The sequence below is a fragment of the Roseateles sp. SL47 genome (assembly GCF_026625885.1).
Classification (GTDB): domain Bacteria; phylum Pseudomonadota; class Gammaproteobacteria; order Burkholderiales; family Burkholderiaceae_C; genus Roseateles.
Window position 1 is genome coordinate 5,388,209 of the sequence record NZ_CP113068.1, and the last position, 26,915, is coordinate 5,415,123.

The 26,915-nt window shown below is 66.2% G+C and carries 23 protein-coding genes; 2 read left to right on the plus strand and 21 right to left on the minus strand.

What is annotated here, in order from left to right:
- Positions 1-56: 56 nt before the first annotated feature.
- The 5 genes from OU995_RS23355 to OU995_RS23375 all read right to left on the minus strand — a co-directional run bounded on the left by OU995_RS23355 (position 57) and on the right by OU995_RS23375 (position 4,762).
- Positions 57-1,043, minus strand: coding sequence for a FecR family protein (locus tag OU995_RS23355; protein WP_267832542.1), 987 nt, complete (start codon positions 1,041-1,043; stop codon positions 57-59).
- Between the two features lie 79 nt (positions 1,044-1,122).
- Positions 1,123-1,638: an RNA polymerase sigma factor gene (locus OU995_RS23360; protein ID WP_267832543.1), complete on the minus strand. Its 516-nt coding sequence runs from the start codon at positions 1,636-1,638 to the stop codon at positions 1,123-1,125.
- Positions 1,631-2,347, minus strand: a complete 717-nt coding sequence (locus OU995_RS23365) for a secretin and TonB N-terminal domain-containing protein (protein ID WP_267832544.1) — start codon at positions 2,345-2,347, stop codon at positions 1,631-1,633. Before OU995_RS23365 ends, OU995_RS23360 begins: the two co-directional genes overlap by 8 nt.
- 208 nt (positions 2,348-2,555) lie before the next feature.
- Entirely contained in the window at positions 2,556-3,326 is a 771-nt protein-coding gene (locus OU995_RS23370) for a transposase (protein ID WP_267832546.1), read from the minus strand.
- Between the two features lie 221 nt (positions 3,327-3,547).
- Positions 3,548-4,762 carry a substrate-binding domain-containing protein gene (locus OU995_RS23375; protein WP_267832549.1) on the minus strand — a complete coding sequence of 405 codons (1,215 nt, stop codon included), beginning with the start codon at positions 4,760-4,762 and terminating at the stop codon, positions 3,548-3,550.
- A 330-nt stretch (positions 4,763-5,092) separates the two neighbouring features.
- On the opposite strand from OU995_RS23375, the gene OU995_RS23380 reads away from it, so the two are divergent.
- Complete coding sequence (locus OU995_RS23380) at positions 5,093-5,677, plus strand: nucleotidyltransferase family protein (RefSeq protein ID WP_267832551.1); 585 nt, start codon at positions 5,093-5,095, stop codon at positions 5,675-5,677.
- A gap of 75 nt (positions 5,678-5,752) precedes the next feature.
- Here the strand turns inward: OU995_RS23380 and OU995_RS23385 are convergent, their stop codons facing one another.
- The 16 genes from OU995_RS23385 to OU995_RS23460 form a co-directional block, all read right to left on the minus strand.
- Positions 5,753-6,715 carry a polysaccharide deacetylase family protein gene (locus OU995_RS23385; protein WP_267832553.1) on the minus strand — a complete coding sequence of 321 codons (963 nt, stop codon included), beginning with the start codon at positions 6,713-6,715 and terminating at the stop codon, positions 5,753-5,755.
- On the minus strand, positions 6,715-8,031 hold the full coding sequence (locus tag OU995_RS23390; protein ID WP_267832555.1) for a putative O-glycosylation ligase, exosortase A system-associated: 1,317 nt from the start codon (positions 8,029-8,031) through the stop codon (positions 6,715-6,717). The genes OU995_RS23385 and OU995_RS23390 overlap by 1 nt, the downstream gene beginning before the upstream one ends.
- Complete coding sequence (locus OU995_RS23395) at positions 8,024-9,226, minus strand: glycosyltransferase family 4 protein (RefSeq protein WP_267836352.1); 1,203 nt, start codon at positions 9,224-9,226, stop codon at positions 8,024-8,026. The genes OU995_RS23390 and OU995_RS23395 overlap by 8 nt, the downstream gene beginning before the upstream one ends.
- Positions 9,227-9,245: 19 nt before the next feature.
- Positions 9,246-10,442 (minus strand): glycosyltransferase family 4 protein, encoded by a 1,197-nt coding sequence (locus OU995_RS23400; protein ID WP_267832557.1) that lies wholly within the window; start codon positions 10,440-10,442, stop codon positions 9,246-9,248.
- 20 nt (positions 10,443-10,462) lie between these two features.
- Complete coding sequence (locus OU995_RS23405) at positions 10,463-12,379, minus strand: XrtA/PEP-CTERM system amidotransferase (RefSeq protein ID WP_267832559.1); 1,917 nt, start codon at positions 12,377-12,379, stop codon at positions 10,463-10,465.
- A 13-nt stretch (positions 12,380-12,392) separates the two neighbouring features.
- Complete coding sequence (locus tag OU995_RS23410; protein WP_267832561.1) at positions 12,393-13,607, minus strand: TIGR03088 family PEP-CTERM/XrtA system glycosyltransferase; 1,215 nt, start codon at positions 13,605-13,607, stop codon at positions 12,393-12,395.
- The gene (xrtA, locus tag OU995_RS23415) at positions 13,604-15,277 is read right to left on the minus strand and encodes an exosortase A (RefSeq protein ID WP_267832562.1); all 1,674 of its coding nucleotides are present in this window, start codon (positions 15,275-15,277) and stop codon (positions 13,604-13,606) included. Before xrtA ends, OU995_RS23410 begins: the two co-directional genes overlap by 4 nt.
- Entirely contained in the window at positions 15,274-16,503 is a 1,230-nt protein-coding gene (locus OU995_RS23420; RefSeq protein ID WP_267832563.1) for a TIGR03087 family PEP-CTERM/XrtA system glycosyltransferase, read from the minus strand. The genes xrtA and OU995_RS23420 overlap by 4 nt, the downstream gene beginning before the upstream one ends.
- Before the next feature lie 9 nt (positions 16,504-16,512).
- On the minus strand, positions 16,513-17,547 hold the full coding sequence (locus tag OU995_RS23425; protein ID WP_267832565.1) for a FemAB family XrtA/PEP-CTERM system-associated protein: 1,035 nt from the start codon (positions 17,545-17,547) through the stop codon (positions 16,513-16,515).
- Positions 17,544-18,425, minus strand: coding sequence for an XrtA system polysaccharide deacetylase (locus tag OU995_RS23430; RefSeq protein WP_267832567.1), 882 nt, complete (start codon positions 18,423-18,425; stop codon positions 17,544-17,546). The genes OU995_RS23425 and OU995_RS23430 overlap by 4 nt, the downstream gene beginning before the upstream one ends.
- A 38-nt stretch (positions 18,426-18,463) precedes the next feature.
- Positions 18,464-19,564, minus strand: a complete 1,101-nt coding sequence (locus OU995_RS23435) for an XrtA/PEP-CTERM system-associated ATPase (protein WP_267832569.1) — start codon at positions 19,562-19,564, stop codon at positions 18,464-18,466.
- A 12-nt stretch (positions 19,565-19,576) separates the two neighbouring features.
- Complete coding sequence (locus OU995_RS23440; RefSeq protein ID WP_267832570.1) at positions 19,577-21,175, minus strand: TIGR03016 family PEP-CTERM system-associated outer membrane protein; 1,599 nt, start codon at positions 21,173-21,175, stop codon at positions 19,577-19,579.
- 4 nt (positions 21,176-21,179) lie between these two features.
- The gene (locus OU995_RS23445) at positions 21,180-22,223 is read right to left on the minus strand and encodes an XrtA-associated tyrosine autokinase (RefSeq protein ID WP_267832571.1); all 1,044 of its coding nucleotides are present in this window, start codon (positions 22,221-22,223) and stop codon (positions 21,180-21,182) included.
- A gap of 4 nt (positions 22,224-22,227) precedes the next feature.
- On the minus strand, positions 22,228-23,820 hold the full coding sequence (locus OU995_RS23450; protein WP_267832573.1) for an XrtA system polysaccharide chain length determinant: 1,593 nt from the start codon (positions 23,818-23,820) through the stop codon (positions 22,228-22,230).
- Between the two features lie 89 nt (positions 23,821-23,909).
- On the minus strand, positions 23,910-24,557 hold the full coding sequence (locus OU995_RS23455) for an XrtA/PEP-CTERM system exopolysaccharide export protein (RefSeq protein ID WP_420714756.1): 648 nt from the start codon (positions 24,555-24,557) through the stop codon (positions 23,910-23,912).
- Positions 24,558-24,696: 139 nt separating this feature from the next.
- Positions 24,697-25,602 carry a ThiF family adenylyltransferase gene (locus OU995_RS23460; RefSeq protein WP_267832575.1) on the minus strand — a complete coding sequence of 302 codons (906 nt, stop codon included), beginning with the start codon at positions 25,600-25,602 and terminating at the stop codon, positions 24,697-24,699.
- Positions 25,603-25,856: 254 nt separating this feature from the next.
- On the opposite strand from OU995_RS23460, the gene OU995_RS23465 reads away from it, so the two are divergent.
- On the plus strand, positions 25,857-26,816 hold the full coding sequence (locus OU995_RS23465) for a PEP-CTERM sorting domain-containing protein (RefSeq protein WP_267832576.1): 960 nt from the start codon (positions 25,857-25,859) through the stop codon (positions 26,814-26,816).
- Positions 26,817-26,915 lie beyond the last annotated feature (99 nt).

A 26,915-nucleotide genomic window follows, 5' to 3' on the forward strand; every position in this document is an offset into this window, starting at 1 on the left:
ATGCCGACGGGTGAAACCGCAGAGGTTTTGATGGATTCGGCGAAGTCCCGCGCGGGTCAGCTGAGGATGAGGATGTGGGAGGGCAAGGACGTGGCCCGGAGACGGAAGGAATGCTGGATCTGCAGCAGCGCCGTCTCGATGTCGTTCACCTTGATGCGGGCCGTGACCGTCTTGCGACGCACCGCATCGTCCGCCAGCACCACCCGGCCGCTGCGATAGCGGTTGATCTCCTCGATGACCGTCGGCAAGGGGGTTTGCTGGAACACCAGCTCACCGCGCCGCCAGGCGGTCCAGTCCTGCGTCCGCACCGTGGTGATGCCGCTGATCCGGGTGGCGTTGTAGCGCAGCTGTTGCCCCGCGCCCAGCAGGCGCTGGCCGGCGGGATGATCCACCCGGACCTGGCCCTGGACACAGGTGACGCAGCTCACCCGCCCAAGGTGACGAACCTCGAAGCTGGCGGCAGACGCACTGATATGCCCGGGGCCGGCCCAGACATTGAACGGGACCGATGCCGCCGGCACCTCCACCGCCGTCTCCCCTTCGATCAGTTCCAGGCCGCCCAGGGACTGTGCCCCCGCAGCCACACGACGGACGCTGGTGCGGGTATTCAAGGCCACCTGCACCTGGCTGGCGAAGTCCAGCGTGCGTTGTTCACCGGCAGCGGTTCGCTCGTCCGCTCCCCACACCCGAAACGACGGCCACAGGTCCATCGGTGCGTAGGCGGCCACCATGGCGGCCCCGGCCCCACCCACCGCAAAGCCAAGAAAGGCCCGCCGCCCGGGACGGTGCTGCCGCTGCAGCAGTGCCCGATGCTGACGCGCCAGGGCCGCATCGGCCCGCAGCAACTGCGCCCCGGCGGCGCCCATGAGTTGCCACTGACGCATCGCTTCCTGAAAGGCGGCGCGGCGTTGCGGCTGCGCCTCCATCCAGCGCTGGAAGGCGCCCGCCTCCCAGGCCGTGACCGGCCCGGAATGCAGCTTGCGCACCCAGGCCTGCGCATCCAGGTGTACATCCATCGGGGAGGGAGGGGAGCGGAGTGTCATCGTTTTGAAACCATTCCATCCCTAGACGGATGGCCGCCAGCAAAACCGCAATCGGCACAACAAAAAAACATCGCGCCCCTCACACAGGCCGATTCAGGCGTTGCGCGCAGAACTGCTGGGCGGCCTTGAGTTCCGACTCCACCGTGCGCAGCGAAATGCCCAGATGGCGCGCCACCTCCTTCTGCGGCCAGCCCTCCAGGCGCACCAGCAGCACCACCTCGCGGCGGCGCGTTGGCATCTCGGCCAGCGCCGCCATCAGGCAGGCCATCTCCGAGCGCACTTCGGCCAGCTCCGAGGGGCCCGGCGAAGGGTCGGGCAGCGTGTGCATCAACTCCTCCACTTCTTCGGTGGAGAGCAGGCGGCTTTGGCTGCGCTGCACGTCAATGGCCAGATTGATGCCCATGCGGACCAGGTAAGCCTGGGGGTTCTGAACCGGCCCGGCGATCTCGGGCTCACGCTCCAGCCTCAGCCAGACTTCGTGCAGCGCATCACTGGCCAGCTCGGTATTGCCCAGCTTGATGGCCAGGCTCTGACGGATCTGGTCATATTTCTGGACCAGCAGGTTGCGCAGCAGCGGCAGCACGCCTTCACTCATCGCCACCCTCCTGGGAGGCGCAAGGGACCGGCGCCGGCTTTCGGGTCGGCAGAATGACCAGGGCCAGAGGCTGCTGCAGGGACGGAGGCGGCAGGGCCTCCAGCCGCAGGCCTTGCAATGTGGCGACGATGGCGCGGTCCCGCCCCGGGCTGCCGGTGCTGCCCAGCAGTTGCGGCGCCTTGAGGCGCCCCGTCGCATCAACTTCCAGCAGCAGGATCGCCCGGTAATTCCCGGGCGCCGTCAGCCGACGCGCACACAGGGCCTGCCAGACCCGCTGCTGCACCAGGCCGTCGTAGCTGCGGTCCAGGCGGGGCGCGGACACATCGGCCTCGAGGTCCTCCCGGAGCACGAAGGAATCGCTGTCGCCGCCCTCGCCCATCCGTTCCGCCCGCAGGCGGGTGCCGATCAGCAGCAGATCCAGCGCTTCCTGCGGGGTGAAGTGGCCGTCAATGGCGTGGGAGCGGCGCTGCGCCACCAGTTCGTCACTGAACAGCACGGTTTCGTCGGCGACCACCGCATAACGTTCCAGGGCCTGCGCCAGCGGCAGCGCAGGAATGCTGAAATACAGCGGCGCACGAGCGCCCGCCGCCGCCGTCATCGCGGGTTGAGTGGCCGCACGCGCAGCCGCCGGTGCGGGCGCCCCTGCCAAGGACAACGCGCAGGCGTACGCCGCCGCGCGTCCTAGATCCACACGCGACGCAGCCAGCACCGGGAGGCCCTCCGCCAGCCATCGCAGGAGCCCAGGCGCCCCTCATCAACCGTCCGGGAGATGTTCCTCCGGCGGTCCACCACGCCCATCAGCAAGTCCACGTTAGCCTTGGTTCAAAAAGTCGAAATGTTTCCGGTGGAACGTTGCGATGCGATGACAGCGAGACGACGCCCCCTGAAGTCGGCGGGTGGCTGCGCCGATGCAGGCCTTATCTGGCAGCGGCTCTTCCCAATGACCCCAGTGACCCCAGTGACCCCAGGGCCCCCAGCCCCCCCCCTGGCGCCAGTGACGAGCCCACCGCTTCATTGAGTCGGACCGCCGGAGCGGCCGCATGGGCCCGATTCACGCCCTCCAAACCAGCAGCCGCCTGGATGTGGTGCGCCCGCAGCGCCTGCAGCAGCCCACGATTGATCCGAAACTCTTCATGGTCGTCGGTCACAAAGGCCGAGCCGTTGAGGCAGCGCCAGACGATGTCGACCGCATGCGCATCGGCACAGACGCGGTTCAGGTCCTGCTCAAACGCCTGCGGATCCGGCAGCGGATCCGACCGCAGCGAATAACCGACGAACCAGCGCCACAGCATGTTGTAGCCCATGCCCTCGCGAACGCGGCGCGGGTCGGGCAGCGAATACACCACCTGCAGCAACCAGGCCCGCACCAGCATGCGGCCCTCCAGGCCGCTCCGGCAGGACGCTTCCAGTTCCGCAATGAACCGGCTTTCAAACGCCAGCGTGTTGTCGATGGCCTCTCTCAGGTGCACCAGCGGATGCTCCGGTGGCACCAGCGCCTTCAAATGATCAACGGCCATCCACACGGGGTGCGAGACGATCCACACCCAGGGAACGCCATAGCGGTCCACCGGCACCGGTTTGCTGCGGGCCATCTCCACATGGCGGGACAGTTCCTTGTCCAGCGTCTGCATGGACACGCTGGGTGCGTATTCGCCGGCTGCATCATGGTCTGGCCTCCGTTTTCTCATCTTGACCTCCGCCCTGTTGGGGGACGCTTCACACACGGTGGCAGCCGGAGGCTGGTCCGCGCATTGAGGCGCCCTATCCATCAGACGAGTGGCGCGGTGGGAAACCGCAGGCTTTCGATCCGGATTCACCACTCGCGGCTTCAGCGATGTGCGCAATGCAGAACGCCAGACTGGCGAACCAGTCTGGCGAGCTCACCTGCCGAAGCGGTGAGTCAGATCACTCAGCGGCCGGTCACGCTGGAGCAGGCGGTGCCGTTGATTTCCAGCGAGGCACCCGAGGTCAGGAAGGTCTGCTGGATGGCGGTGAGCCAGGCGGCGGGCAGCTTCACGAAGTTGTGGGTGGTGATGTAGCTGTCGTAGGTACCGCCGACCAGCTTGCTGACAAAGTCCTTGGTCGCATAGGCTGCGCTGCCGGAAGCAGCCCCGCCGGCATAGCACTGACCCAGGATCAGGTTGGTGGTGCCGTAGATGGGATAGAACGACGCGTTGTAGGTGTAGGCCGGCACCCAGTTGATCGGGTTGGCACGGGCCAGGGTCGTGGCCGGGGGGGCCGGCAGCGCGGAGCGGATGGCGTCGTCATTGGGCGAGAAGCCATTGATGCGGGCCACCACGGCATTTTGTTCACCGGTGTAGCCAGGCTCGGGGCTCAGGTAGCCCAGGCTGTGGTTGGCGGTCACGGCGGTCTTGACACCACCGCTGCCGGCGCCGCCCACCCACACATCGGGCAGGCCGTCGTTGTTGGCGTCCTGTGCGGCGGTGAGGGCCGGCAGGGCGCTGGCCACCATCGTCTTGAAGTTGTTGGAGACGGTGAAGGACTTGCCAAACGGTGCGCAGGCCTGGTTCAGGAAGCGCGACAGCAGCTCGGTCGTGCCGCTGTTGTCGGTGCGATAGACCACGGCGATCGGGCTGGCTGCGCCCACGCCACCGTCATCGGCCACCGTCGTCACCTGGTTCCAGGTGCGAGCGCCGCTGTCGAACGAGTAGATCTTGCACAGCTCTTCGGTGCTCAGGTTCAGCGTGGTGATGCCGGATTCCTTGTAAGGCAGCAGCACGGGGGTGGCGACAGCGGGGATCTGCACCAGACGGCCATAGTTGGCCACGGTGGAAGCGCTGCCGTTGTTGTAGGCCGCGTTGTAGGTGGTGATTTCGGCGCTGCTCAGCGCGGAATCACTGCCCACGATGTGCACCGTGCCGGACTTGCCCAGCAGGGAGGCATTGTTGGTCAGGAAAGCGGTCTTGCCCGTGCCGCTGCCCGTCCCCAGATAGGTCCAGGTACCGAGGATCGGGCCATTGGTGATGATGTCTTGGTACATCGGCTGCGGCAGCGTGGCGCCGCCAGAGGTCACCGATTGGGCAGCGGCGGCACCGGTCACAGCGATCAGGGCCATGGCCACGGCAGCATGCAGGCGGCCGATATGGAGATTCACGGATTTCATCAAGTTGCTCCTTGAACAAACCAGAGGTTGAAACACCAGACTCTTAGCCTCTCAGGCGCGGCCCCGTGGTGGTGAGGTGACACGCCTGTTCGACCTTTTGTCGAGGCATCGGCAGCACTGCAGGGCCGTGTTGCCGATGTGCTCATTCTTCGGTGGCAGGGTGACGGCCCATTGACCGGATCACCGGAACACGAGCGGTCAATCACGGGTGTGTGCAGGGCTGGAGAAGCGTCAGAGCGGGCCCTTCTCCGGAACTTCTCCCGAAGCGGCCGCAGATCCTCCCGAGCATTCGCCACCGTGCACTGGGAAACAAGGCGCGATACTGATTGGATGCAAGAACGCTTCCACGCCGACATTCTTCGCAACCCTCACAACCGCCGCATCCTGGAGCGCTGGGATGCACTGGCCTTGCCGGACGGCTGGCTGGTGGCGGGCTGTCTGTTCCAGACCGTGTGGAACCTGCACAGCGGCCGTGACCCCACAGCGGACATCCAGGACTACGACCTCTTCTACTTCAATCCGGACGATGTCACCGACGAGGGGGAGCGCCGCATGCAGGCGCATGCAGAGACCGTGCTGGGCGATCTGGGCATCACCGTGGAGGCCACCAACCAGGCGCGGGTCCATCTCTGGTATGAAAGCTACTTCGGCCATCCCTACGCACCGCTGGGCAGTTCGAAGGAAGGCATCGACCGTTTCCTGGTACCGGCCACCTGCGTGGGTGTGCGACCGGGCGGCGAGGTCTACGCGCCGAACGGGCTCGCTTCGTTGTATGCGGGAGATCTGCGGATGAACCCGCTGTCCCCGCATCGCGACCTGTTCGAACGCAAGGCGGCGTCCTATCAGCGACGCTGGCCCTGGCTGACGATCCATCCGCCCCAGGATCTGTCGCCAACGCGCATCGCAACCGCTTGACCCTCACGTCGCGTCAGGGCTGGGGGAGGCAACCGGTGCGCGCCGCAAGGCAGCGATGCACCGCCACCTTCGCCATCAGACGACAGCGGACGGTGCCCCCATGCGGGCATTGCGCATCAGGCGCGCGGCGAACAGGGTGATGGAGCGACCCCACGGCGTGTAGCGCGGCAGTTGGAACAGATCGGCCCCGGGCCGGGCCACACCCGCCGCCGTCGACACGGCAGCCTCAAAGCCCAGTTCCCGCAGCAGGGCCGCATGGCCGGCGTCGTAGTCGCGCACCGGGCGACCATTCGGATAAGCAAAGCTGCGTACCGGGCGGCCGGTCAGCCGTTCCAGAGCCTCGCGTCCCGCCTGCACCTGATGGCGCGCAGCGTCCAGTGTCAAGGTGGTGAGCACCGTGTGGTCCACCGTGTGTCCACCGACCTCATGGCCCGCATCTGCCAGCGCACGAAGTTGCGCGTCGCTGAGCATCAGGTCCTCCGGCAGCGGCCCCACCGGATGGGCCGCCAGCATCCGTGCCACCTGTGCATCCCGCTCCGCAGGCGCCAGATACTTCAGCTGCACCTGCAAGGCGGAGATGGCCTTCAGCCGTTCTTCCCCCGTCGAGATCGGATGCCGGCCCATGCCGATCGATGCCAGGTCGAGCACCGGTCCGTGGGCCCGACGCACGAATTCAATGACGGTGTCGCTGAACATGCGTCCGCCGTTGAGATACCCGGTCGCCACAAACACCGTGGCCTTGGCCTGGTGGCGCGCCAGGATGGGATGGGCCACCGTCAGGTTGTCCGCATAGCCATCATCAAAGGTGATGCAGGCGGCACGTCGGGGCAGACGTTTCTCGCGCAAGGCCTGCGCGGCCTCGGACACGGTCATCAGCGTGAAATGTCGCGACAGGAAGCGGGTCTGGGCCTCGAACAGCGCCGCGTCGATTTCGCCGGGGCGCAAGGGGTCCGGCACTGGCAGCACCCGGTGATAGATGAGGATGCTCAAGGCCGGCGCACCGCCCGGCCAGCCCAGCAGGCTCAGCGAGGCCAGCATCAGGCACCTCCCCAATAGGGCGAATGCACGTTGGCCGGGCGCGTGCCGGCGGCAATGGCTGCCTGGGTGCGCTGGTCCATCTCACGGGCCACGATGCGGTCCAGGGCCACCACCATCAGCACCAGGTAGTAGGGCATGTCGAAATAGACCAGGCTCAGGAATGCGCCGCCGGTGGCATAACCGATCAGGCCCACCTGGCACATGGCGGCCAGGTCCCGGGCCCATTGCAGCTCGGCCACATTGCGTGTGGCCCGGATCACCAGGGACGCGCGCCGCCAGGTCAGCCAGAAGATGCCCACGAACAGGAACAGCCCGACAAAACCATGCTCGCCCAGCGCCTGGAAATAGATGCTGTGCGCGGTGAGCGGAATGGTGGGGTCCGGCGCATATTTGGCAAAGGCCGCCGGCCCGGCCACGGTGAAACCTCCGCCCAGCGGGAACAGATCGACCGCCAGCCGCCAGGCCGTCTGCCAGGCGTTGATGCGGCCCATGGCCGAACCGTCCTGGTTGTAGGTCTTGATGGTCTCCATGCGGTCGGTCCAGCTCTCCGGCATGAACACGAAGATCAGCGGCAGGGCCACCAGCACCACCAAGGCCAGCGGCAGCTTGTTGCGACTCTTGAGCCACATGAAGAACGACATGGCACAGATGGCCAGGAAGGCACCGCGCGACTGCGAGCCCACCGCCGAGGCCATGCACAGCAGCATCGCCACCAGGGCCAGGTTCCGCTGCCATCGCTTGGTGGCCTGCAACTGCAGATATCGGATCAGCGGCACCGTCATGATGGTGGCCAGGGCCAGCGAGTTGTTGTCCTCGATGAAGGACCCCTCCGGCCCCCACACCCGCGCCGCGCCGCCGGTCATGATGGTGAACAGGCCGCCCTTGAGCCCGTAATAACCGATGGAAATCACCAGCACCAGGGCCAGCCAGTCCAGGTCACGCCGGCGTTGCACCACCAGCATGGACACCATCACCATCAGCAGCACCTTGAAGGCGCGGGACCAAGGCGCGAACTCGCGGTCCGGATAGAAGGAATGGATCATCGGCGAGACACCGATCCACAGCATCCAGATCAGCAACAGCACCGTCACGCCGTTGAACGGGAAGCGGGTGAGCTTGTCCCGGTGGATCAGCAGGCTGACAAACAGCGCCAGCGCAATCACCATCGACCACGGCGCGTCGTGGGCCCAACCGTAAGCCAGGCGGTGCGGGTTCATCACCCCCATCCACACCCAGCCCAGCACGCCCCAGATCGGCTCCTTCATCGTCTTCCAGATGAGCAGCGAAAACAGGGCCAGCATGATCAGGTCACGCATGTCGGAACTCCGGCACTCCACGGGCGGCCAACACCCGCTGGAACAAATCGATCTGGCCCTGGGTGGTGGCCTCCCAGGAGAACTGCTCGGCATAGCGCCGTGTGGCGGTACGGTCACGCGGCGCGGCCCGCAGGGCCCGCACGGCAGCGGCCACCCCTGCGGCGGTGCGCTGCAGCATCAACTCGCCCGCTTCCGGGCTGGCCACCACTTCCGGCGTGCCCCACACGTTGGACGCCGCCACCGGCGTGCCGCAGGCCATCGCCTCCAGCAGCACATTGGCCCAGCCTTCGCGGCTGGAGGCCAGCACCAGGGCATCCGCGCCCACATACACCTCCCGCAGCCGTGATTGCGGCAGCGGACCCAGGAACCGCACACGGTCGGTCACACCCAACTCGGCGGCCCGACGGCGCAAGGCGGCCTCTTCCGGGCCTGCGCCGGCAATGAGCAGATCGACGTCCGGCAACTCGGCCAGCGCCGCAATGACCAGCTCATGGCCTTTGCGTTCAATCAGATGGCCGACCGACGCCAGCGTGAAGCGTCCGGGCGCCAGACCCAGGGCCGTTCTGGCCGCGTCACGCCCACCGGGATGGAAGAGCGTCAGATCCACGCCATTGCGCAGCACATGGATCTTGGCGGCATCGGCACCGAGGTGCACCAGCTCATCCTTCAGCGCCGCGCAGACGGTGACCATGGCGTCCGCCTGGGCCGCTGCCCGCAGAATGAGCTTGCGAGGGAAGCTGTAGGCCGGGATGAGATTGATGTCGGTGCCGCGGGCGGTGATCACCAGCGGCTTGCCCAAGGCCTTGGCCACCATCGCGGCGGCCACACCGTCCGGATAGAAGTAGTGGGCATCGATCAGATCGAAGTCTTCACCCGCGCGTTGCAAGGCCCGCGCCGCCCGCAGTGCCGTCCAGGCCAGGGTGTAGGGCGCGCTGCTCATGCCCACCTTGGGCAGCCGGATGAAGCGGGGGTGGCTCACCGCCAATCCATGGCGCATTTCGTCCTTCGGCGTCGTGGCAAAGCGGGCATATTCACCAAAGCGTTCGGCCTTGAACGGGAACCAGGGCACCGGGGCCACCACGCGCGAGGTGACCTGTCCGGAGCCCACGAGATGGCGAAGACGGGTTTCCACAAAGATGCCGTGGCTGGGCATCTGAGCGCTGGGGTAGAGCGTGGAAAAGGTCAGCAGCTTCAGCATGGCTTTTGGCACGACCTCAAATCTTCACATCACCCAGCGTGGACGCTGGGGCGTCCCGCAGCGACCGCGCCAGCGCCACCACCCGTTCAGCATTGCCCAGCCAGGTCAGGTTCAAGCGGCCGATGGTGGCGTGGGCGCCCTCCCCCAGCCGCTGGCGCAGCGCTTCGTCATGGGCCAGGCGCGCCAGCAGCCCCTCCAGCGCCAGCGGCTGGGCAGGGTCGAAGAGCAGCGCATTGCGCTGATCCTCCAGCACTTCTTCGATGTTGGGCTGCCGGGGCGCGACGATGGCCTTGGCCAGCGCCAGATATTCAAACAGCTTGAGCGGCGAGGCGTAAGCCACCACCGCCGGCTGCAGGGCGATGTCAAAAGCGGCCACGTGGCGCGGCACGTCATCACGGGAGATGACCCCGGTGAAACGCACCCGGTCCCCCAGGTTCAGCTCCCGTGCCAAAGCCTCCAGGTCGGCACGCGCCGGGCCGTCCCCGACCAGCAGCAGGCGCGCATGACGCGGCGCATCGCCACTGGCCATCCAGCGGATCACCCGGTCCATGCCATGCCAGTCCCGCACGAAACCGGTAAAGCCCAGCACCAGCGCGTCCGGCCAGCCCAGGGCCGCCTTGGCCTCGGCCGGTGTTGGTGCGCCTGCGAAGTGCTCTTCATTGATGCCGTTGGGCACCACCATCAAGCGCTCCGCCGGCACACCACGCGCGGCCACCAGATCCCCCAGCACCCGGGTGACCGGCAGCACCATGTCGGCGCCGCGCCAGACCAGGCCCTCGGCCCACCGCGCCAGGCGTGGCAGGGCCAGACCGCCAAAGCGCTCGCGTTCATCGGCCAGCGGTGCATTCACTTCCAGCAGCAGCGGCAAGCCGGTGCGGCGCTTGAGCAGCAGGCCGGCCAGCAGATAGAGGTTGTAGCGCTCGTAGATGGCGTCGGGCCGGAACACCCGGGCGGCACGGGCCAGCCGCCGGTAGGCCAGCAGTGAATAACCCAGCTCCAGCAGCTCATAGACCCACTTGGGCAAGCGGGCACGCAGGCGCTGCACCCAACCGACGTCGTCGCCCATGCGGGCCTTGTCCTGCGGCCGGGACTCCCCGCCCGGCGCCACGACCATCACCTCATGCCCCAAGGCACGCAGCGAGCCAATCATCTCTTCGATATGGACCGCCTGGCCGTCCTTGGACGCGGTGCGGTGGTGATAGAGGATCTTCATTCGAGGGGCCGTTGGTGACGTCAGGCGGCCTGGCGCATCGGCGCCATGCCCATGACGTTGCGCAGGAACGCGTCATACATCAGCAGCGTCCACAGGGGCGTGCTGTGGTCCCGGCTGCCGTTCTCATGCTGCTCCACCAGTTGCCCGATGGCCTTGAGGTCGAACCAGCCCGAATCCGCCAGCGGGCCGCCCAGCAGCGAGCTGCGCACCCGCTGGCGCAGCGGCCCGCGGAACCAGCGCGACAGTGGCACGGCAAAGCCCATCTTGGGCCGGTACAGCACGTCCCGGGGCAGATGCGGCTCCAGCGATTTCTTGAAGAGATACTTGCCTTCCCCACCGCGCAGCTTGAGATGTGACGGCAGCGTGCCCAGCCACTCCACCAGCGGATGGTCCATCAAGGGTTCACGCACTTCCAGCGAATGCGCCATGGACGCGCGGTCGACCTTGGTGTTGATGTCCCCCACCAGATAGGTGTGAAGGTCGATGTATTGAATCATCGCCAGCGGGTCATCGGTGTTGGCCCGCTCGGCATGGCGCAGGAACAGCTCGCGGGCGTTGTAGCCGCCCAGCTCCGATTTGAAGCGGGCACTGTAGAGCGGCAGACGCTCGTTGTCCCGGATCACGGACATGGTGTGGAAATAGGCTTCCACCGAATTGCGCGCCAGTGCCTGGAAGGTGGTCTTGGCCCGGAAGACGCGCGGCGCCCAGTCCGCCTTCGGATACAAACGGCCCAGCGTGCCGAACAGCGGGCGGCGCAGGCCCAGCGGCAGGCTGGCCCGCATGCGCTCTTCCATCATGTGCAGCCTGTAGCGGCGGTAACCGCCGAAGCTCTCATCACCGCCGTCCCCGGACAGCGCCACCGTGACATGCTTGCGCGCCAGTTGGCAGACGCGGTACGTAGGGATGGCGGAGCTGTCGGCGTAAGGCTCGTCGTACAGACGCGCCAGGGTGTCGATGAGATCGAAGTCGTCGCTCTGCACCATCTCCACATGGTGGTCGGTGTGATAGCGGTCGGCCACCTGCTGGGCGAATTCGGATTCGTTGTAGGCCGGGTCATCAAACGCGATGGAGCAGGTCTTGACCGGGCTCGTGCTCTCACCGGCCATCATGGCCACCACCGCACTCGAGTCCACCCCGCCGGAGAGGAAGGCACCGAGCGGCACCTCGGCAATCATGCGCAGCCGGACCGATTCACGCAGGCGGCGCAGCAGTTCTTCCTGCGCCTGGGTCTCGTCGATCTTGGCGTCCAGCGTGAATTGCACATCCCAGTAGCGGCGCGGCTGGCCCAGCGTCTCGCCGCGGCGGACCACCAGGGTATGGCCGGGCGGCAGCTTGAGAGCCTGGCGGAACACAGTACGCGGCTCGGCCACATAGCCCAGCGCAAAGTACTCTTCCACCGCCTGCGGGTCAATGTCGCGGCGCAGTTGCGGATGGGCCATCAGCGCCTTGAGCTCGGAGCCGAACACCAGCGCACCGTCGTCCAGCAAGGCGTAGAACATCGGCTTCACACCAAGCCGATCCCGCGCCATGAACAGCACATCCCGCGCCTGGTCCCACAGCACGAAGGCAAACATGCCACGCAGCTTCTGCACGCAGTCTTCGCCCCAGGCGGACCAGGCATGCACGATGACCTCGGTGTCGCTGCGCGTGCGAAACACATACCCCAACGCCTGCAGCTCGGCCATCAGCGACTGGTAGTTGTAGATCTCACCGTTGAAGACGATGCCCACCGTGCCCTGCGCATTAAACAGCGGCTGCTGCCCGGTGGCGATGTCGATGATGGACAAGCGGCGGTGGCCAAAGCCCAGGCCCGGCTGCAGATGGATGGAGCCCTCATCCGGCCCGCGATGGTGGAGCGTGTCGTTGATGCGATGCATCAGGGCGGCGTCGAAGTCGCGCCGGCCCCGGGTGTCGAAGATGCCGCTGATTCCGCACATGATGTTGTTCCCGTCAGTTCCCTGATGCCGGCGACTGGCCGCGCAGGCGGTCGTACAGCCCCTGATAACGAGCCACCATGGCCCGCATGCTGAAGTCCCGCTCCACCCGATGGCGTCCTGCATCCCCCATGGCTGCGGCCTGCGCCGGGCTGCGCGCCAGGCGCAGCAGGGCCGTGGCCATCGGCTGCGGATCACCCGCAGCCACCAGCAGGCCGCTGATCTGCGGGGTCACCAGGTCGGCATTGCCGCCGACCTCGGTGGCCACCACCGCCAGCCCGCTGGCCATGGCCTCCAGAATGGTGTTGGAGATGCCTTCGGCCAGAGAGGGCAGCGCGAAGACATGCAGGCCGCGCATCACCGCCGGCACATCGCTGCGCTCGCCGGGCAGCCAGGCCAGATCGGACATGCCGGCCTCGTCCAGCAGGGCCTGGCACTCGGCCCGCAGCGGGCCGTCGCCCACCATCACCAAGCGCAGCCGATCCCGCAGGTCCTGCGCCGCATGCACCATCAGGATAAAGGCGCGGGTGAGCATGAGCTGATCCTTCACCGCCTGCATGCGGCCCACCGTGCCGATGATCCAGTGCCGGGCAGGGTCGAACGGGCAGCCGTTGATGGGCTGCGCCTGACGCGGCACACCGTCGACAAGGCCCGCGCGGAAACGCTCGGTATCCACGCCGTTGACGAACTGGCTGACACGCGCCTCGGGCACGCCGATCGGACCGGTCAGGTAGTCCCCCAGGTCGCGGGACAGAGCGATGTAGTGCGACACGAAGGGGCGATAGAAGCGGCGCACCCGCTGATAGGTGCGATTGCGGCCATCCAGGTCTCCCACATCCCGACCATGTTCTCCATGGATGCGTACCGGCACCCGCGCCAGCCAGGCCGGCAGCTGCACCTCCAGCGCGGCGAGGTTGCGGCTGTGCACGACGGCGGGCTGCAGGGTGCGAAACAACCGGTAGAGCTGGGGATAGAGCCAGAAACCCTGGCCGGGGGGTTTGTTCAACGCAAAGAAGTCGACATCGTCGCGCTGCAGGCGGCGACGGAAGTCCGTCACCTCGGTCAGCGCGAGGATGGCGTGGCGGTAGCGGTCGGCCGGCATGTGGTTGATGAGGTTGACCACGCCATTCTCCAACCCACCGGTGTCAAAGCGGTACATCACATGCAGCACCAGCGGGCGCGGGTCTCCCCGGCGGTCGCTGCCGTGGACCAAGGGCAGACGGACGCTCATGGCCGCCCTCCCGTGGCTGCCGGTGTGTGCTGCGAGCGCACGCGCTGCAGCTCGGCATCGATGGCCGGCCAGTGGTGTTGCATGAACTGCCGCAGCCGCTGCGGTGCGGCCTCGTCCTGTGCGGTGTAGACCAGCACCAGGGCGGCATCATCGCCCTGCCCCGTCATGCGGCCCCAGGCGCCCAGCAGCCGGGCGCGCCAGTCGCTGACCATCGGGCGCCCGTTGATCCAGTACACATGCCAGGCCAGCAGACGGCGGGCGCTGCTGGCTTCCAGACCGGCGGCGCGGATGTCCGTGGTGAGCATCGGCAGCTCCGTGGCTGTGGACAAGGGCACCGAGGTCTGGCCGCGAGACACCGCAGCCCATTGTTTGTTGTCCGGCATCACCACCAGGTTGCTGGAGCTGACCAGCTTGCGGTCGTAGTCCTGGTCGCGGAAGTATTGGAGATGAAGACCGACTTCCTGCGCCGCGCTCGGGTCAGGGCCCTGGCTTGAACTGCGTGGGACGCCTGGACTGGCTGGGACGCCTGGATCAACCGGACCGTTCCCGCCAACGCGGGCAAAGCGCTCATGCACGCTGGCATTGGCCCCACTGAATCCGGGCTGCCAGGCGTCGGCGGGCACGGGGCGGACGACCCAGCCGCCCGCAGGCGAGAGTGCTGTCAGCCCGGTCACCACCGTACCACTGCCCTGCCGCAGCCAGGCGCTGGCGGCCACCGGCAGCATCAGCACCGCCACCAGCGCCGTCGCGCTCACCCAGGGGGACGCCGCCCCGGCCCCGTCGGCCGACCGGCGGTCCGTCGCCGGCTGGAGAGGCCGCTCCGCTTGCGCCCATCGCCCACCGATCAGGAACATGACCAGCATCACAAGGCCGAAGAAGACCCAGCCGTAGATGAGATGGTCCACGCCCACCGCCAGGGTGTTGCCGGAGAGATGGCCCATGAGGACGATCAGATAGGCCCGTGCCCAGTTGGCCACCAGCGGCAAGGCCAGGGCAAAGGCGATGAAGGCCAGGCGGCGGCGCAGTGTCTGATAGCTGAGGTAGGCATAGAGCGTGCCGACCATCAGCGATGCAATGAGATACCGCACGCCGGAACAGGCCTCCACCACCGACCATTGGCCGCTGGGGATGATGAACTGCAGGCCCTCCTTGTAGACCGGAATGCCGCTCAGGCGCAGGGCCAGCACGGTGAAGCGCGCGGTCCACTCCATCAACTGCGGCAGCAGGAATTCGCCGATAGGCACGCAGAAGAACAGAAACGCCAGCGGAAACATCATCTCCCGCGTCACCGCAGGGCCCAGCACCGCCGGCACCAGCAGCACCAGCATGGCCACCAGCAGGAACTGGGTGGCGGCATTGATGGCCGCGAAATCCGCCAGCAGCCACACCGCACCCATCAGGGCGATCGGCACTGCCAGCCAGGGCATCGGCCAAGGCGTCAGTGACGCCACCACGGCGCGGCGCCGCCAGGCCAGCCACAACACGATCGGCGGCACCAGAAACGCATGGGTGAAGGTGCCGGACCGCCACCAGATGTTCACCATGCCCAGCGCCGTCTGCCGGTACAGCAGCAGCAGCACGAGCACCAGCAGCCCCAGCACCAGCAGCGGGCGGCGCCAGGCGGCCGGCAGGCTGACCGGGCCCAGCCGCTTGGGTGTGGTCACGCTCATGCGGCCCCCTCGGGGCTGCGAGGCAGGTAGTGGTCCAACCGGGAGAGATGGGCGTGCCAGCTGAACTGGCGCAGCACCCGTTCCCGGGCCTGCTGCCCCATCGCCTGGGCGCGCTGGGGTGCGGACAGCAGCGCATGCACCAGTTCCAGATAGTCTCCAGCCGAGTCCGCAGACAGCAAATCCTGGCCGGCCAGCACACCATTGGCGCTGAGCGCTTCCACGCAACTGCGGGCCGCGACCACCGGGCGGCCCACGGCCATCGCTTCCAGAATCTTGTTCTGCACGCCGCGCGCCAGGCGCAGCGGGGCCACCACTGCAGCCGCATGCTGCAGATAGGGGCGCACATCCGGCACCGTGCCGGTCACCCGCACCGACTCCCCAGCCAGCGCCTGCACCGCCGGTGTGGGGCTGCGGCCCACGATGGTGAAGCGCAGCTTCGGCCAGCGTTGCCGCAGGCCCGGCAGCACTTCGCTGGCAAACCACTGCACCGCATCCACGTTGGGCCAGTAGTCCATCGCTCCGGTGAAGACCAGCGGCAGTTCGTCCGGATCAAACGGGTTGCCCTGCGCGGGCAGTGGCGAAAAATAGCCACTGTCCACCCCATTGCCCAGCGCCTCCACCGGCGCGCCGGAGGCAGAGAGCCGCTGGAACAGCGCCTTCTCGCTTTCGGTCACGAAGAAGGAGCAGCGCGCATGCTCGGCCACCTGCCGCTCGTAAGCGAGCAGTTCCCGGCCTTCACGGCGGTAAAGCCAGGACATCGGCCAGCGATGTGCCTTGGCATAGTCGGTCCATTTGGCGGAATCCACATCCACAAAGTCCACCAGCATGGGCACGTCGCCCATGGTCTGGCGCAGTTGCAGCGCGTACTGCGCCATGGTGGAGGAGAAGACGACGATGGCGTCAAAGCGGGGCCCCTGCGCCAATTGTTCAATCCAGGCCCGCATCGCCCGGTGCCGGTAGTAGGGCAGGCTGAGCGCCTCGCCGCTGATCAGGCCCCGCAGGCTGGCCAGTCGGGACGTGAGCGGGTTCAGGCCGGCCACAAACACATCCGCGCAGCACTGCCGCAGGGCGGGAACATGGGCCCAGTCTTCCCCATCGTCGATGAAGCTGCCCAGCACCACCTCGTGGCCGGCGGCCAGATGCTTGAGCAGGTGGTAGGAGCGCAGCTTGTCGCCCTTGTTGGGCGGATACGGCAGGCGATGGACGAGATACAGAATGCGGGCCATGCGCCCCCCTCAGCCCAGGCTGCGCACGATGTGCGGGCCCAGCCAGTTGGCCACGCCGATCGGCAGACGCCGCCAGGCCTTGATCATCAGCTGGTACTTGGCATTGCTCGGGTTGTTCTGCGGCACGGCGTCGCGGCGGTACAGGCAGTACTCGTAATGCAGCGGCGTCGGCTCAAAGCCCCAGTTCTTCTTGAACGCAAACGAGCCCGTGCCCTGCTTGCTTCGGCCGTAGTCAAACACCTTGAGGCCGCGTGCGCAGGCACGACGCATCAGCTCCCAATACTTGAAGTCGTTGGCGGCCAGGTCCCGCGCTGCCACGGCGTCGCCCGCGTAGTAAGGCAACACCTCATCGCGAAAGTAGAAGCTCAGCACCCCGGAGAGCGGCTCGCCCTGTTCGCTGCTGACCACCAGCACTTCGGCCGCATCACCGAATTCATCCAGCAAGGCCTGGAAGTAGCGCTTGGGCATGGCGGGGGTGCCGTGGCGGTGGACGTTGTCGGCATACAGCGCAAAAAAACGGTCCACCGACGGGTCGATCTCAGCCTTCAGCTGGTTCTTGATGCCCTTGCGCACCATGGCCCGTTGCTTGCGGGGAATGGCCAGCATGTTGGCCTCTTCCTCGGGCAGGATCTCCTTGCGGAAGGTGACATACAGGTCCTGGTGCGGCCAGTCCTCATGGCGCCGGATGCGGTTGCGCATCTCCAGATGCTCCACCTTCAGCTGCTGGGCCGTTTCCCGTGCGGCCTGCTCCAGGGCGTCGGCGGCCTGCGCCGACGGAGCCGCCACGCCGCCATAGACCGCAAACGGCAGGCTCACCAGCGCATGGCCAAACAGGCGGCTCTTGTTTTCCGCCAGTGGCAACACCCCTTCGATGCGGCCGTCCTGCTCCGCATAAAAGAAGTAGCCCTCGTGGCCGAACTGTCGGCGCAGGATGCGTTGCCAGCCGCTCAGGTGGAAAAACGTGGCTTCCGGGCAGGCCTGGACAAAGGCGTCCCAGCGGCGGGCTCCTTCGGCATCGTCCAGCGCAAGACGCCGGACGATCATGCGGCCTCCCGCTGCAGCACCGGGGCAGGCAGGAACAGCTCGTCCATGCGGGCCCAGTCGAAATCCGCCAGCAGTTGCTCGATGCGGCTTTCGGTGCGGCCGATGTTCACGTAGTGCCGGAAACGGGTCTTGGCATCGATGCCGCTGATGCGGGGCTGCTCCGGATCGATTTCCCAGGGATGGAAATAGAACACCGCGCTGCGGCCTTCGATGCGGTTGAAGCGTTCGATCATCCAGCGGGTCACCCCATAGGGCAGCAGGCGGAACCAGCCGCCGCCACTGCTGGGGTAGTTGCGTCCGCGAAAGCGCAGTGTCGTCACCGGCACCTCGATCAGCCCGGGCCGCACTTCATAGGCAAAACGCGGCGAATCGGGCATGCCGTAGTGATCGTGCTCGATGGGATAGACGCTGGAGCTGTAGCGGTAGCCGCAGTCGGCCAGCACATCAAAGGCCCAGAGGTTCGATTCACCGATGGAGAAGCTCGGCGCCCGGTAGCCCTTCACTTCCACACCGCCCAGATCCTCCAGCAGCTGTTTGGCGCTCAGGATGTCCTGGCGGAAAGCCTCGGGGCTCAGATCGCTGGCGCGCTCATGGGCATATCCGTGGCTGGCCAGTTCGTGACCCCGCGCCACAATGTCGCGCACGAGTTGCGGATAACGCTGGGCAATCCAGCCGAGGGTGAAAAAGGTGGCCTTGACGCCGCGTGCGTCGAGCAGGTCCAGGATGCGGCCCACATTGCGCTGCACGCGGCATTCACGCAGGTCCCAGTCCGCACGCTGGATGTAGGGCGCAAAGGCACTGACCTGGAAGTAGTCTTCCACGTCGATGCTCATGGCATTGCGGATGCGGGCGCGGGCCGCGGGAGTGGAGGGGGTCATGGGTTCGGTCCTTCCCTGGGCGTTCGAGTGCGGGCCGCTCACGGCGACTTCACCGCACTCACCAGCTTCTGCAGCAGGGCCAGCGTCTGCTGGTTGATGCGTTCCAGCCGCATCAGGCTGTCCTCGATGCGTTGCAGCCGGGCATCCTGGCCTTCCAGGCCCAGGCCGGCCAGTTCCTGCGCCAGCGCGCCCACATCGGCGCCCACATCGGTGCCTGCCGCGTGCGCCTGGAGGCGCAAGCGCGCATGGTTCACCTCCGGCGAAGCCTCCTGCACCGGCTCCCCGGCAGCATGGAGCGAGACCGTCACCACCGGCGGCGGGGCAAAGGCCGATTCGCGGGACAGATCGGCCACCACTTCCTCGACATCGGCCACCGTCAGGTGGATGCGTTCGGCCATGAAGCCCAGCAGCAGCAGGCGGTCGCACAAGGTGTTGATGCGGCGCGGAATGCCGTGGCTGGCCCGATGCAGCGCCGCGAAGGCTTCCGGCTCGAAGGTCGGCTTGCCATCGGCACCCGCGCATTTCAGGCGGTGCTCGATATAGCGCTGGGTGTCCTCCTCATCCAGCGGCCCGATGTGACAGCTGGCCGCAATCCGCTGGCGGAACTGCTCCATTTCCGGGCGCTGCAAGATGGCGCGGAACTCGGGTTGCCCCACCAGGAAGGTCTGCACCAGCGACTGGTTGCCAAACTGAAAGTTGGACAACATGCGCAGCTCTTCCACCGCGCGCGCAGTGAGGTTCTGGGCCTCGTCGACGATGAGCAGGCAGCGTTTGCCACGGCTGGCCTCGCTCACAAAAAAGGCCTCCAGCGCCATCAGCACTTCGCTTTTGGGCAGGTCCTTCACCCTCACGCCGAAGGCCGCCCCCACCAGGCGCAAGGTGTCTTCCGCATCCAGCTGGGTGGTGACCACATTGCCGATCACCACATGGCTGCGGTTCAGGCTGTCCAGCAGGCCACGCACCAGCGTGGTCTTGCCTGCGCCGATTTCGCCGGTGATGACGATGAAGCCATCACTGCGCAGCACGCCGTAGTCCAGATAGGCCTTGGCCTTCCGGTGCTGCTTGCTGCCGAAATAAAAACTGGGATCGGGGCTGAGCTGGAACGGCTTGCTGCTCAGCCCGTAGAAGGCCTCATACATCGCGGTAACTGCCTAGAAACGCTGCGTCACCTGGGCGTAGACCGCGTTTTCGCGGTAGCCCAGGGACTGGTCGTCGGAACGGGTGTGGCGCAGGCCCAGCGTCGCATCGGTGCGGGGGCCCAGGCGGGTGGTGGTGGTGGCGTAGACCGACGACATGCCTGTAGAGAGGCTGGCGCCGGTGCCATCACCGCTGCTGGTCTGGCGGGTGTAGGTGAGGTTGCCGGTGCTCAGCGGCGTGAAGCGGTAGGCCACGCTGAGCGTGACACCCCGCTGGCGGATGTTGCTGGCCAGGGCGAGATCGTCGCTGCTGGTCGTGGTGGTGCTCAGGGCGCGGCTCTTGTTGTCGTTGGCGGCCACGGTCAGGGTCAGGCGCGGGCCGCTCCAGGCCAGGGCCGCTTCGTTTCGACGTTGCAAGGTGGCACTGTTGGTCAGGAAACCGCTGCTGCTGACGGCGTTGGCGCTCAGGCCCATGGCCGCGAGCATGGCGCGCACCAGCGCGTCGCGTTTGGCGGCGTCGGGCTCGATGCTGCTGTATTGCAGGTCCAGCAGCTGGTAGTTGGTCATCTGGCCGCTGGGGTCGCTGCCGGTGTTGACCGCCTGGGTGCTGGTCAGGCGCAGCACCAGCTGGGTCATGCGGTGCTCCAGCACCGCGTTGTGGCTGTTGCCGTAATGGTGGTGCTGCCAATCACCGCTCAGCGTGGTGCGGGGGGTCGGTGTCCACTTCAGGTTGAGGCCGTAGATGGTGCTGGTGTCGTCGCCCAGGTAGTCGCTCTTTTCGCGGCCGGCGCTCACCCCCAGCACCCAGTCGACATCCGGCACCCAGTTCAAGGTGCCCACGGTGCTGCTGCTGCGGTTGTCCTGGCCGGTCAGGTCGTAATGGACCCGCCGCGTGTAGGCCTGCAGACCCCAGTTGAGCGCCCTGCCCTGCGGGCCGCTCAGGCTGAAGCTGAGCGTGCCTTCCTTGGTGTCGCCGCTGGCGGAACTGTTGCCGCTGCCGCCCTCGCTGGAATCGCGCACCTGCCCGGTGGCGCGCAGCTCGAAGCTGGCCAGGGTGCTCAACATGCCGCGCCAGTAAGGCGAGACCGTCAGCGTACGCACCTCGGTGCGGTTGGGGTTGTCCAGGTCGTTGCTGGGCGAGGTCTGGCCGAAGGCCGAGATCGACTGCTGGCTGATATTGCCGGTGGCATCCACAAACACGGTCGAAGGAATCAGCTCCGCATTGCCACGCGCCTGCAGCTGGTTCTGCACACGGCTGCTCTGGTCGCTCTTGAGGTAGACCAGGCCGTCCATCGTGTAGTCCAGCACCCCACGCACCCAGCCGGTCCGGTTGGTGATGGTGATGCCGGGAGAAATGCCGGTGATCAGGGCACGGTCGCGGCGACCGTCGGGGGCCAGGGTCAGGTTGTCGGTCCAGGTCTCGGACAGGCCGATGCGCGGCACCACCGTCAGGCCTAGCCGTTTGGTGCCCTCGCCGCCATCGCTGCTGGCGCCATCGCTCTGCGCCCGCGCACCCGCCATCGCCCCCAGGCCCAGCAGCGCACAGGCCATCAGGGCGGCCATCGGGCAGGCGGCCTGGCGCCGGGAACGACGAGGGAAGCCGGCGCGGTGCATCGCCTCAGGCCTTGCCACTGGCCGCCGGCGTGTCGCCCTCGGCGTCAGCCCCGTCGCGACGGTAACCATAGCCATAGCCCTGGCCATAGCCGTACTGGCCATAGTGATAGCCGTAGCCGGCGTCTGCCTTGGCCGATGCCTGGTTCAGCAGCGCCATCTTGAGCGGGCAGCTTTCGATGGTGGCGATGGCCTGCATCACCGCGCTTTGCGGCGTGCGCTCGGCCTGCACCACCACCACGATCTGGCCCATGTGGGTGGCCAGCACCCGGGACTCGGTGGTCAGCAGCAGCGGTGGGGAATCAAAGATGATGATGCGGTCGGCATAACGCTTGGCCATGTGGTCCAGCAGCCCGGTCATCGCATCACTGGCCAACAATTCGGTGGCGCGCTCGTGCGGGCGTCCGCTGGGCAGCAGCGTCAGCTTGTCGACATTGGTCTTGATCAGCACATCGGCCATGTCGACCGAGTTCTCCAGCACGTCCAGCAGACCCGGGCCGGGCGGCAACCCCAGCATCCGCAACATGGACGGGCGGGCCACGTCGGCATCCACCAGCATCACGGTGTTGTCGAACTCGGCCGCGATGCTCATGGCCAGGTTCAGCGAGGTGAAGCTCTTGCCCTCTCCAGGCAAGGCGCTGGTCACCATGATCAGATTGGCGTTGTGCAGCGTCGCCGCGCCCTTGCCCATGGCATTGCGGATCAGCGGGCGCTTGACGTTGCGGTATTGATCCGCCAGGTAGCTGCGCGGCGCATTGGGAGTCAGGAAGCCCTGGGCGGCCAGCGCCTCCAGGTCCAGTTCCACCCGCTTGGAACCGCCCTCCTGCGGACCACGCGCACGCGGCGCCGATGCGGCGGCACCACCGGCAGCTGCAGAGATCGGCGCGTTGAACGCGTTGGCCCCAGGCGCGGCGGCAGGTGCAACCGTGGGGGCAGCGACGGGTGCGGCCACTGGCACAGCCGACTGAGCCGCCGGGGCGGGCCCCAGGTCCACGCCGGCCTGCTTGAGTTGTTCCAACCGTTGGGCGGCTTGTTCGATCAGGCTTGTCATCGCGTCACCCCACCTGCCGGCTGAGCCAGACGGCCATGCCAATCAACCCCAGCGCATACAGACCTGCCAGGCTGCCCGAGGCCACGCCGAAGCGCAGCAGATCCACCTTGGCCCGACGCCGGTCCTCCTGCGTTTCCTGCCGGGAGACGACGCCCAGGATGGGCAGCTCCAGGCGATGACGCAGCTCGCTCAGGTCATGGAAGACCGGACGCACCTGGCTGGCGGCAAAGGCGGTCACCAGCCCGGCCAGCAGCGCCACCACCAGACCGGCGCCCAGCAGCATCAGACGGTTGGGCGCCACCGGCTTGGACGACGCCCGGGGGGGATCGATGATGCGGAAATCCGCCACGCCGGAGGTGTTGTCGAGGTCGGTGGACAACGCGGCCGATTCCCGGCGGGAGACCATTTCCTCGTAATTCTTCTTGATGACCTCGTAATCGCGGTTGAGCTGGGCGAATTCCGCCTCCAGCTGCGGCGCCATCTTGATGGCCCCTTGCGCCAGGGCATACCGGCCCTGCAGCTCGTCCACCCGGGCGAGCAGCGACGCCACTTCCACTTCCTTGGTGGCCAGCACCCGCGCCAGTTCCTGGTTGGCCAGGCTGTCCGCGCGGCCACCGGCGGCCACCGGGTTGTTCAGCGCGGCCTTCTGCAGGTCGGCCACTTCCTTTTTCTTTTGCTCTTCCAGGTCCTTGATCAGACGCTTGGTGTTCACCACGTCCGGATGCTGGTCGGTATAGCGCTGTTGCAGCGCGTCAAGATTGCGCTTGAGGCCTTCGATGCGGCTGTCGATTTCCGGCGTGGCCAGTTTCTGCGAGCTTTCCTGCATCAGGCTTTGCAAGCTGCCGCCACTGGTACTGCGCTTGTTGTCGATCTCCAGCTGCTGCTTGGCCATGTCACGGGCATTCACCGCCTCACGCAACTGCAGCCGCGCGGCGTCCAGCTGGGCACTGGCTTCGGCCAGGCGGGCCGCCGAGTCCTTGCCGTCCTGCGCGGTCAGTTGCAGGTTGCGCAGGCGGAATTCCTTGCGGCGGGCTTCAGCCTCTTCCAGCTTGGTTTCGTAGTTCTTGATCTGTTCGTTCAGGAAGGTGGCGGCGGTGGTGCTGTCCTTGCGGCTGGCCCCCAGGCTGGATTCCATGAAGATGCTCAGCAGCGAGGCCACCACCTTCTTGGACACCTCCGGCGACGAATCGCGGTAGGAGAGGATGTAGAGATTGTTGGTGGTGCCACCGGCCGACTGGATCGACAGGTTGCGGGTGACGCGTTCGATCAGCGCCTCCTGGTCGGACTTGGAGGTGGCGCGCAGGTCCAGATCGGCCATGCGCACCAGCTTTTCCACATTGGGCCGGCTGATCAGGGTGCGGCTGAGCACGCTGACCTGCTGCTCGGTGTTGTTGAGCACCGCCAGGTTGGACATCAGCGGCTTGAGGATGGATTGGGTGTCCACATACACCCGAGCGCTGGCTTCAAAGCGGTCGGGCAGCACAAACACCACCACCGCCGCGATGATGCCCACCAGCCAGGCAGCCATGAGCCCCGGCCAGCGGTAGCGCCACATGCGCTTGAACACAGCCATCAGCTGGGCGATGAGGGAATCCATGCGGCGATCTCTCTATGGGGCGGTACTGCGGAAAAACGGGCCCGGCGCAGGGTCGGCCACGACTCCTGCGTGCGATCCGGCGCCAGGAATCAAAGAATGCTCTGGGGGATGATGAGGATATCGCCGGGCCGCATCTCGACATTGGCGGACACGTCGCCACGGCGGATCAGGTCCTTGAGCCGCACGGAATATTGCTTGTTGCCCTCGGCGGTCCGCAGGATGCTGGCGCCGTTGCCGTCGGCAAAATCAGTGAGTCCGCCGACCGCAATCATCACGTCCAGCAGCGTCATTTTCTGCTTGTACGGCAGGAACATCGGCTTGGCCGCTTCTCCCACCACACGGATCTGCTCGCTGTAGGGGCCGACAAAGCTGGTGACGATGACGGTCACCACCGGGTCGCGCACGTATTTGGAGAGGGTCTTTTCGATGTCCCGGGCGATTTCCACCGAATTCTTGCCCTGCACCGGCAGCTCATCGATCAGCGGCGAGGCAATCTTGCCGTCCGGACGCACCGGCACGGTGGTGGACAGCTCGGGGTTGCGCCAGACAATGATGTTGAGGTTGTCGCCGGCACCCACCACATAGCTGTAATCGGCCTGGCTGGCGCTCACCGGAGCGGGCGGATATTTGCCAGCGGTGGAGCAACCGGTCAAGGCCAGGCTTGCCGCGATCAGTCCCCCGACCATCCGCAGGATCGTGCGGCCCGTCCAGTGCATTGACCCAGTCTTCTTGAACATGTCCACCCCTCTGGAAACTAGCCGGATTGCACCTCAGTGCGGCCGGGTATGGAACCCCCTGGACTGAGGGCGATCCCCAGGGGGCGTGATGGAATTCCGTGCTACTTCACCGCTGGTGCGGTAGAAGGGCAAGGGGCGTTCATCCCCCCCGAAGCAGGGGTTTGATCAAACTGATCAGCAAGCGCTGAATCGGATTGGCATTGCCGCCCGGACGCCAGGTATGTTTGAGAATGCCTCGGTAGGCATCCAGATGCAGGCCCCACGGGGCCGCCCTCAGCGGGCCGCGCTTGAGCAGCAGTTTAAGCACCTGGGTGGCCATCACCCCGGCGCACAATTCACAGGCCATGCCGGTGGACGGTCCCCGCCGCTCCGCGAAATTCACCGATTCCGGCACCACCAGGTATTTGCGGTTCAGCATCGCGGGCGACACGCCGGCGATGAACCGGGCGTATTGGTCGTTGGAGGGGCGGCCTTCGAGCTTGAAATAGTCCTCGAAGCTCATGCCCGTCGGGCTGAAATAAAGAAAAGCCGCCCCCATGCCCAGTGGGGCGGCGGTCATGGCGGGAATGCCCAGTTCGCGGCAACGCTGAAACACTTTGCGACGGGTGGGCAGGACAAACAGGTCGAGGCTGTCCACATACACGTCCACATCCTTGAGGAAATCATCCAGGTTGTGGTCCTGCACCCCTTCCGGAAACAGGCGGATATTGCTTTCCGGATTCACATCCAGCGCCATCCGCTCCATCACCTTGAGTTTTGGGTGGCCCATGGTCGACATGAAGGCGCCGGCCTGGCGGTTCATGTTGTGGACATCGAACTCATCGAAATCGGCGATGTTGAAGTGGGCCACGCCCAGGCGGGACAGCGTCAGGATATGGGCGCCGCCCACCCCGCCCAGGCCGGCAATGGCCACCCGGGCCCGGCGCAGGCGCTGCTGCTCCTCGGCGGTGACCCAACCAATGTTGCGGGAAAACGCCCGCTCATAGTTGAAGGTGTGGCCCGGCTGCCGGGTGGGGTCAGCGTCTGGTGGCACGGCGCTGGTCATGTGGAGCCCCTGCTTGTCTTTTGTGTGGTCTCAAGTATGCCGCCTGACAACCGAAGCGGCGGCGTGAGGCTGTCCCATCAACCGTGTCGACAAACTTGACACACGGCCCGAAGAATTCACGCAACCAAACGTTAAGTGATTGATTTTTAATGAACTTAGACGACTGGCACGGTCCTCGCTTTTATCTCCGCCAAGAAGTCGGCAGACACCGCTTCCCTGTGCATCTGGCAAGACGCATCTCAAAGGAGAGACACATGTTCAAGCAAGCGAAGCTCGCCCTGGCCTCCCTGGTGGTGGTGGGCGCAGCTGCGGCGCCGGCCCTGGCATCACCGCTGTATATCAATACGGGTTCCGACTTCAACCTCGAGCCCAACGGTTCCACCACGACGGCGGTGTTCGACCAGTTGGGCTACAGCGGCACCCTGGCCACTTCCATCTACCTGGGCGACCCCACGGTTCCCGGCACGACGGTGGTGGACACCAACATCCCGTCGATCATGAACTTCTACGGGTTCTCGGCGGGCACCAAGACCACCCTCAACGGTGGTTCGGTGAACGCGAACTACCCGAACATTCCGTCGCAGAACAACATCGACGCCCTGAACAACCCCGCCTCGCCGGACCTGAACGGTTTCAGCAATGGTGTGAGCTTCCCGCAATACGGCACGGGCGCCAACACCACGACCGGTCTGGGCGGCGCCTGGGGCCTGACCTACGCCTACCAGATCGTTGGCACGACCATCGACCTGGACGGTGACGGCGTGACCGACTCGGTGTCCTACACCACGGGTGTCTTCAGCGTTTATTACCAGAGCGCTACGAACGACCCGAACAACGGCAAGGAAGTGCTGCGCCTGATCGTGGACAGCTCGAGCGTTGAGCCGGGCAGTGTTTACATCAACGGTACCGTGGACTACAGCTATGCCGCAGGCGACAGCTTCATCCAGAACTTCTTCAGTTCCGGTCTGGGCCTGGGCACGCTCTACAGCAACTGGCAGAACAGCCCGATCTCGGTGAGCTGGATTCTGGACACCAACGTGGATTCGCCGCTGCCGTCGGCGTCGGAGCTGTGGAATTCCGGTTCTGCCCTGATTCGTCAATCGACCCTGGATGGTTCGCTGACGATCAACGTGCCGGAACCTGGCAGCCTGGCCCTGGTGGGTCTGGCCCTGGCCGGCCTGGGCTTTGCCCAACGCCGCCGCAGCGTCAAGTAATCTGGAACGCGGACCGCAGAGCCCGCGAGCCAGATGCACAGAGCCGCCTTCGGGCGGCTTTTTTCATGGGAGTGGTGAGCGTGGTGACCGCCGGGAGCG

Bases quoted from the DNA above. Each gene is read 5' to 3' on its own strand.
- OU995_RS23380 (WP_267832551.1), top strand. From the start codon at position 5,093: ATGCAAGAACGCTTCCACGCCGACATTCTTCGCAACCCTCACAACCGC.
- OU995_RS23420 (WP_267832563.1), bottom strand. From the start codon at position 16,503: ATGGCCCGCATTCTGTATCTCGTCCATCGCCTGCCGTATCCGCCCAAC.
- OU995_RS23440 (WP_267832570.1), bottom strand. From the start codon at position 21,175: ATGCACCGCGCCGGCTTCCCTCGTCGTTCCCGGCGCCAGGCCGCCTGC.
- OU995_RS23390 (WP_267832555.1), bottom strand. From the start codon at position 8,031: ATGCGTGACCTGATCATGCTGGCCCTGTTTTCGCTGCTCATCTGGAAG.
- OU995_RS23425 (WP_267832565.1), bottom strand. From the start codon at position 17,547: ATGATCGTCCGGCGTCTTGCGCTGGACGATGCCGAAGGAGCCCGCCGC.
- OU995_RS23465 (WP_267832576.1), top strand. From the start codon at position 25,857: ATGTTCAAGCAAGCGAAGCTCGCCCTGGCCTCCCTGGTGGTGGTGGGC.
- OU995_RS23410 (WP_267832561.1), bottom strand. From the start codon at position 13,607: ATGAGCGTCCGTCTGCCCTTGGTCCACGGCAGCGACCGCCGGGGAGAC.
- OU995_RS23430 (WP_267832567.1), bottom strand. From the start codon at position 18,425: ATGACCCCCTCCACTCCCGCGGCCCGCGCCCGCATCCGCAATGCCATG.
- OU995_RS23405 (WP_267832559.1), bottom strand. From the start codon at position 12,379: ATGTGCGGAATCAGCGGCATCTTCGACACCCGGGGCCGGCGCGACTTC.
- OU995_RS23435 (WP_267832569.1), bottom strand. From the start codon at position 19,564: ATGTATGAGGCCTTCTACGGGCTGAGCAGCAAGCCGTTCCAGCTCAGC.
- OU995_RS23360 (WP_267832543.1), bottom strand. From the start codon at position 1,638: ATGAGTGAAGGCGTGCTGCCGCTGCTGCGCAACCTGCTGGTCCAGAAA.
- OU995_RS23385 (WP_267832553.1), bottom strand. From the start codon at position 6,715: ATGCTGGCCTCGCTGAGCCTGCTGGGCTGGCCGGGCGGTGCGCCGGCC.
- OU995_RS23450 (WP_267832573.1), bottom strand. From the start codon at position 23,820: ATGGATTCCCTCATCGCCCAGCTGATGGCTGTGTTCAAGCGCATGTGG.
- OU995_RS23400 (WP_267832557.1), bottom strand. From the start codon at position 10,442: ATGAAGATCCTCTATCACCACCGCACCGCGTCCAAGGACGGCCAGGCG.
- OU995_RS23460 (WP_267832575.1), bottom strand. From the start codon at position 25,602: ATGACCAGCGCCGTGCCACCAGACGCTGACCCCACCCGGCAGCCGGGC.
- xrtA (WP_267832562.1), bottom strand. From the start codon at position 15,277: ATGAGCGTGACCACACCCAAGCGGCTGGGCCCGGTCAGCCTGCCGGCC.
- OU995_RS23355 (WP_267832542.1), bottom strand. From the start codon at position 1,043: ATGACACTCCGCTCCCCTCCCTCCCCGATGGATGTACACCTGGATGCG.
- OU995_RS23370 (WP_267832546.1), bottom strand. From the start codon at position 3,326: ATGAGAAAACGGAGGCCAGACCATGATGCAGCCGGCGAATACGCACCC.
- OU995_RS23375 (WP_267832549.1), bottom strand. From the start codon at position 4,762: ATGAAATCCGTGAATCTCCATATCGGCCGCCTGCATGCTGCCGTGGCC.
- OU995_RS23455 (WP_420714756.1), bottom strand. From the start codon at position 24,557: ATGTTCAAGAAGACTGGGTCAATGCACTGGACGGGCCGCACGATCCTG.
- OU995_RS23445 (WP_267832571.1), bottom strand. From the start codon at position 22,223: ATGACAAGCCTGATCGAACAAGCCGCCCAACGGTTGGAACAACTCAAG.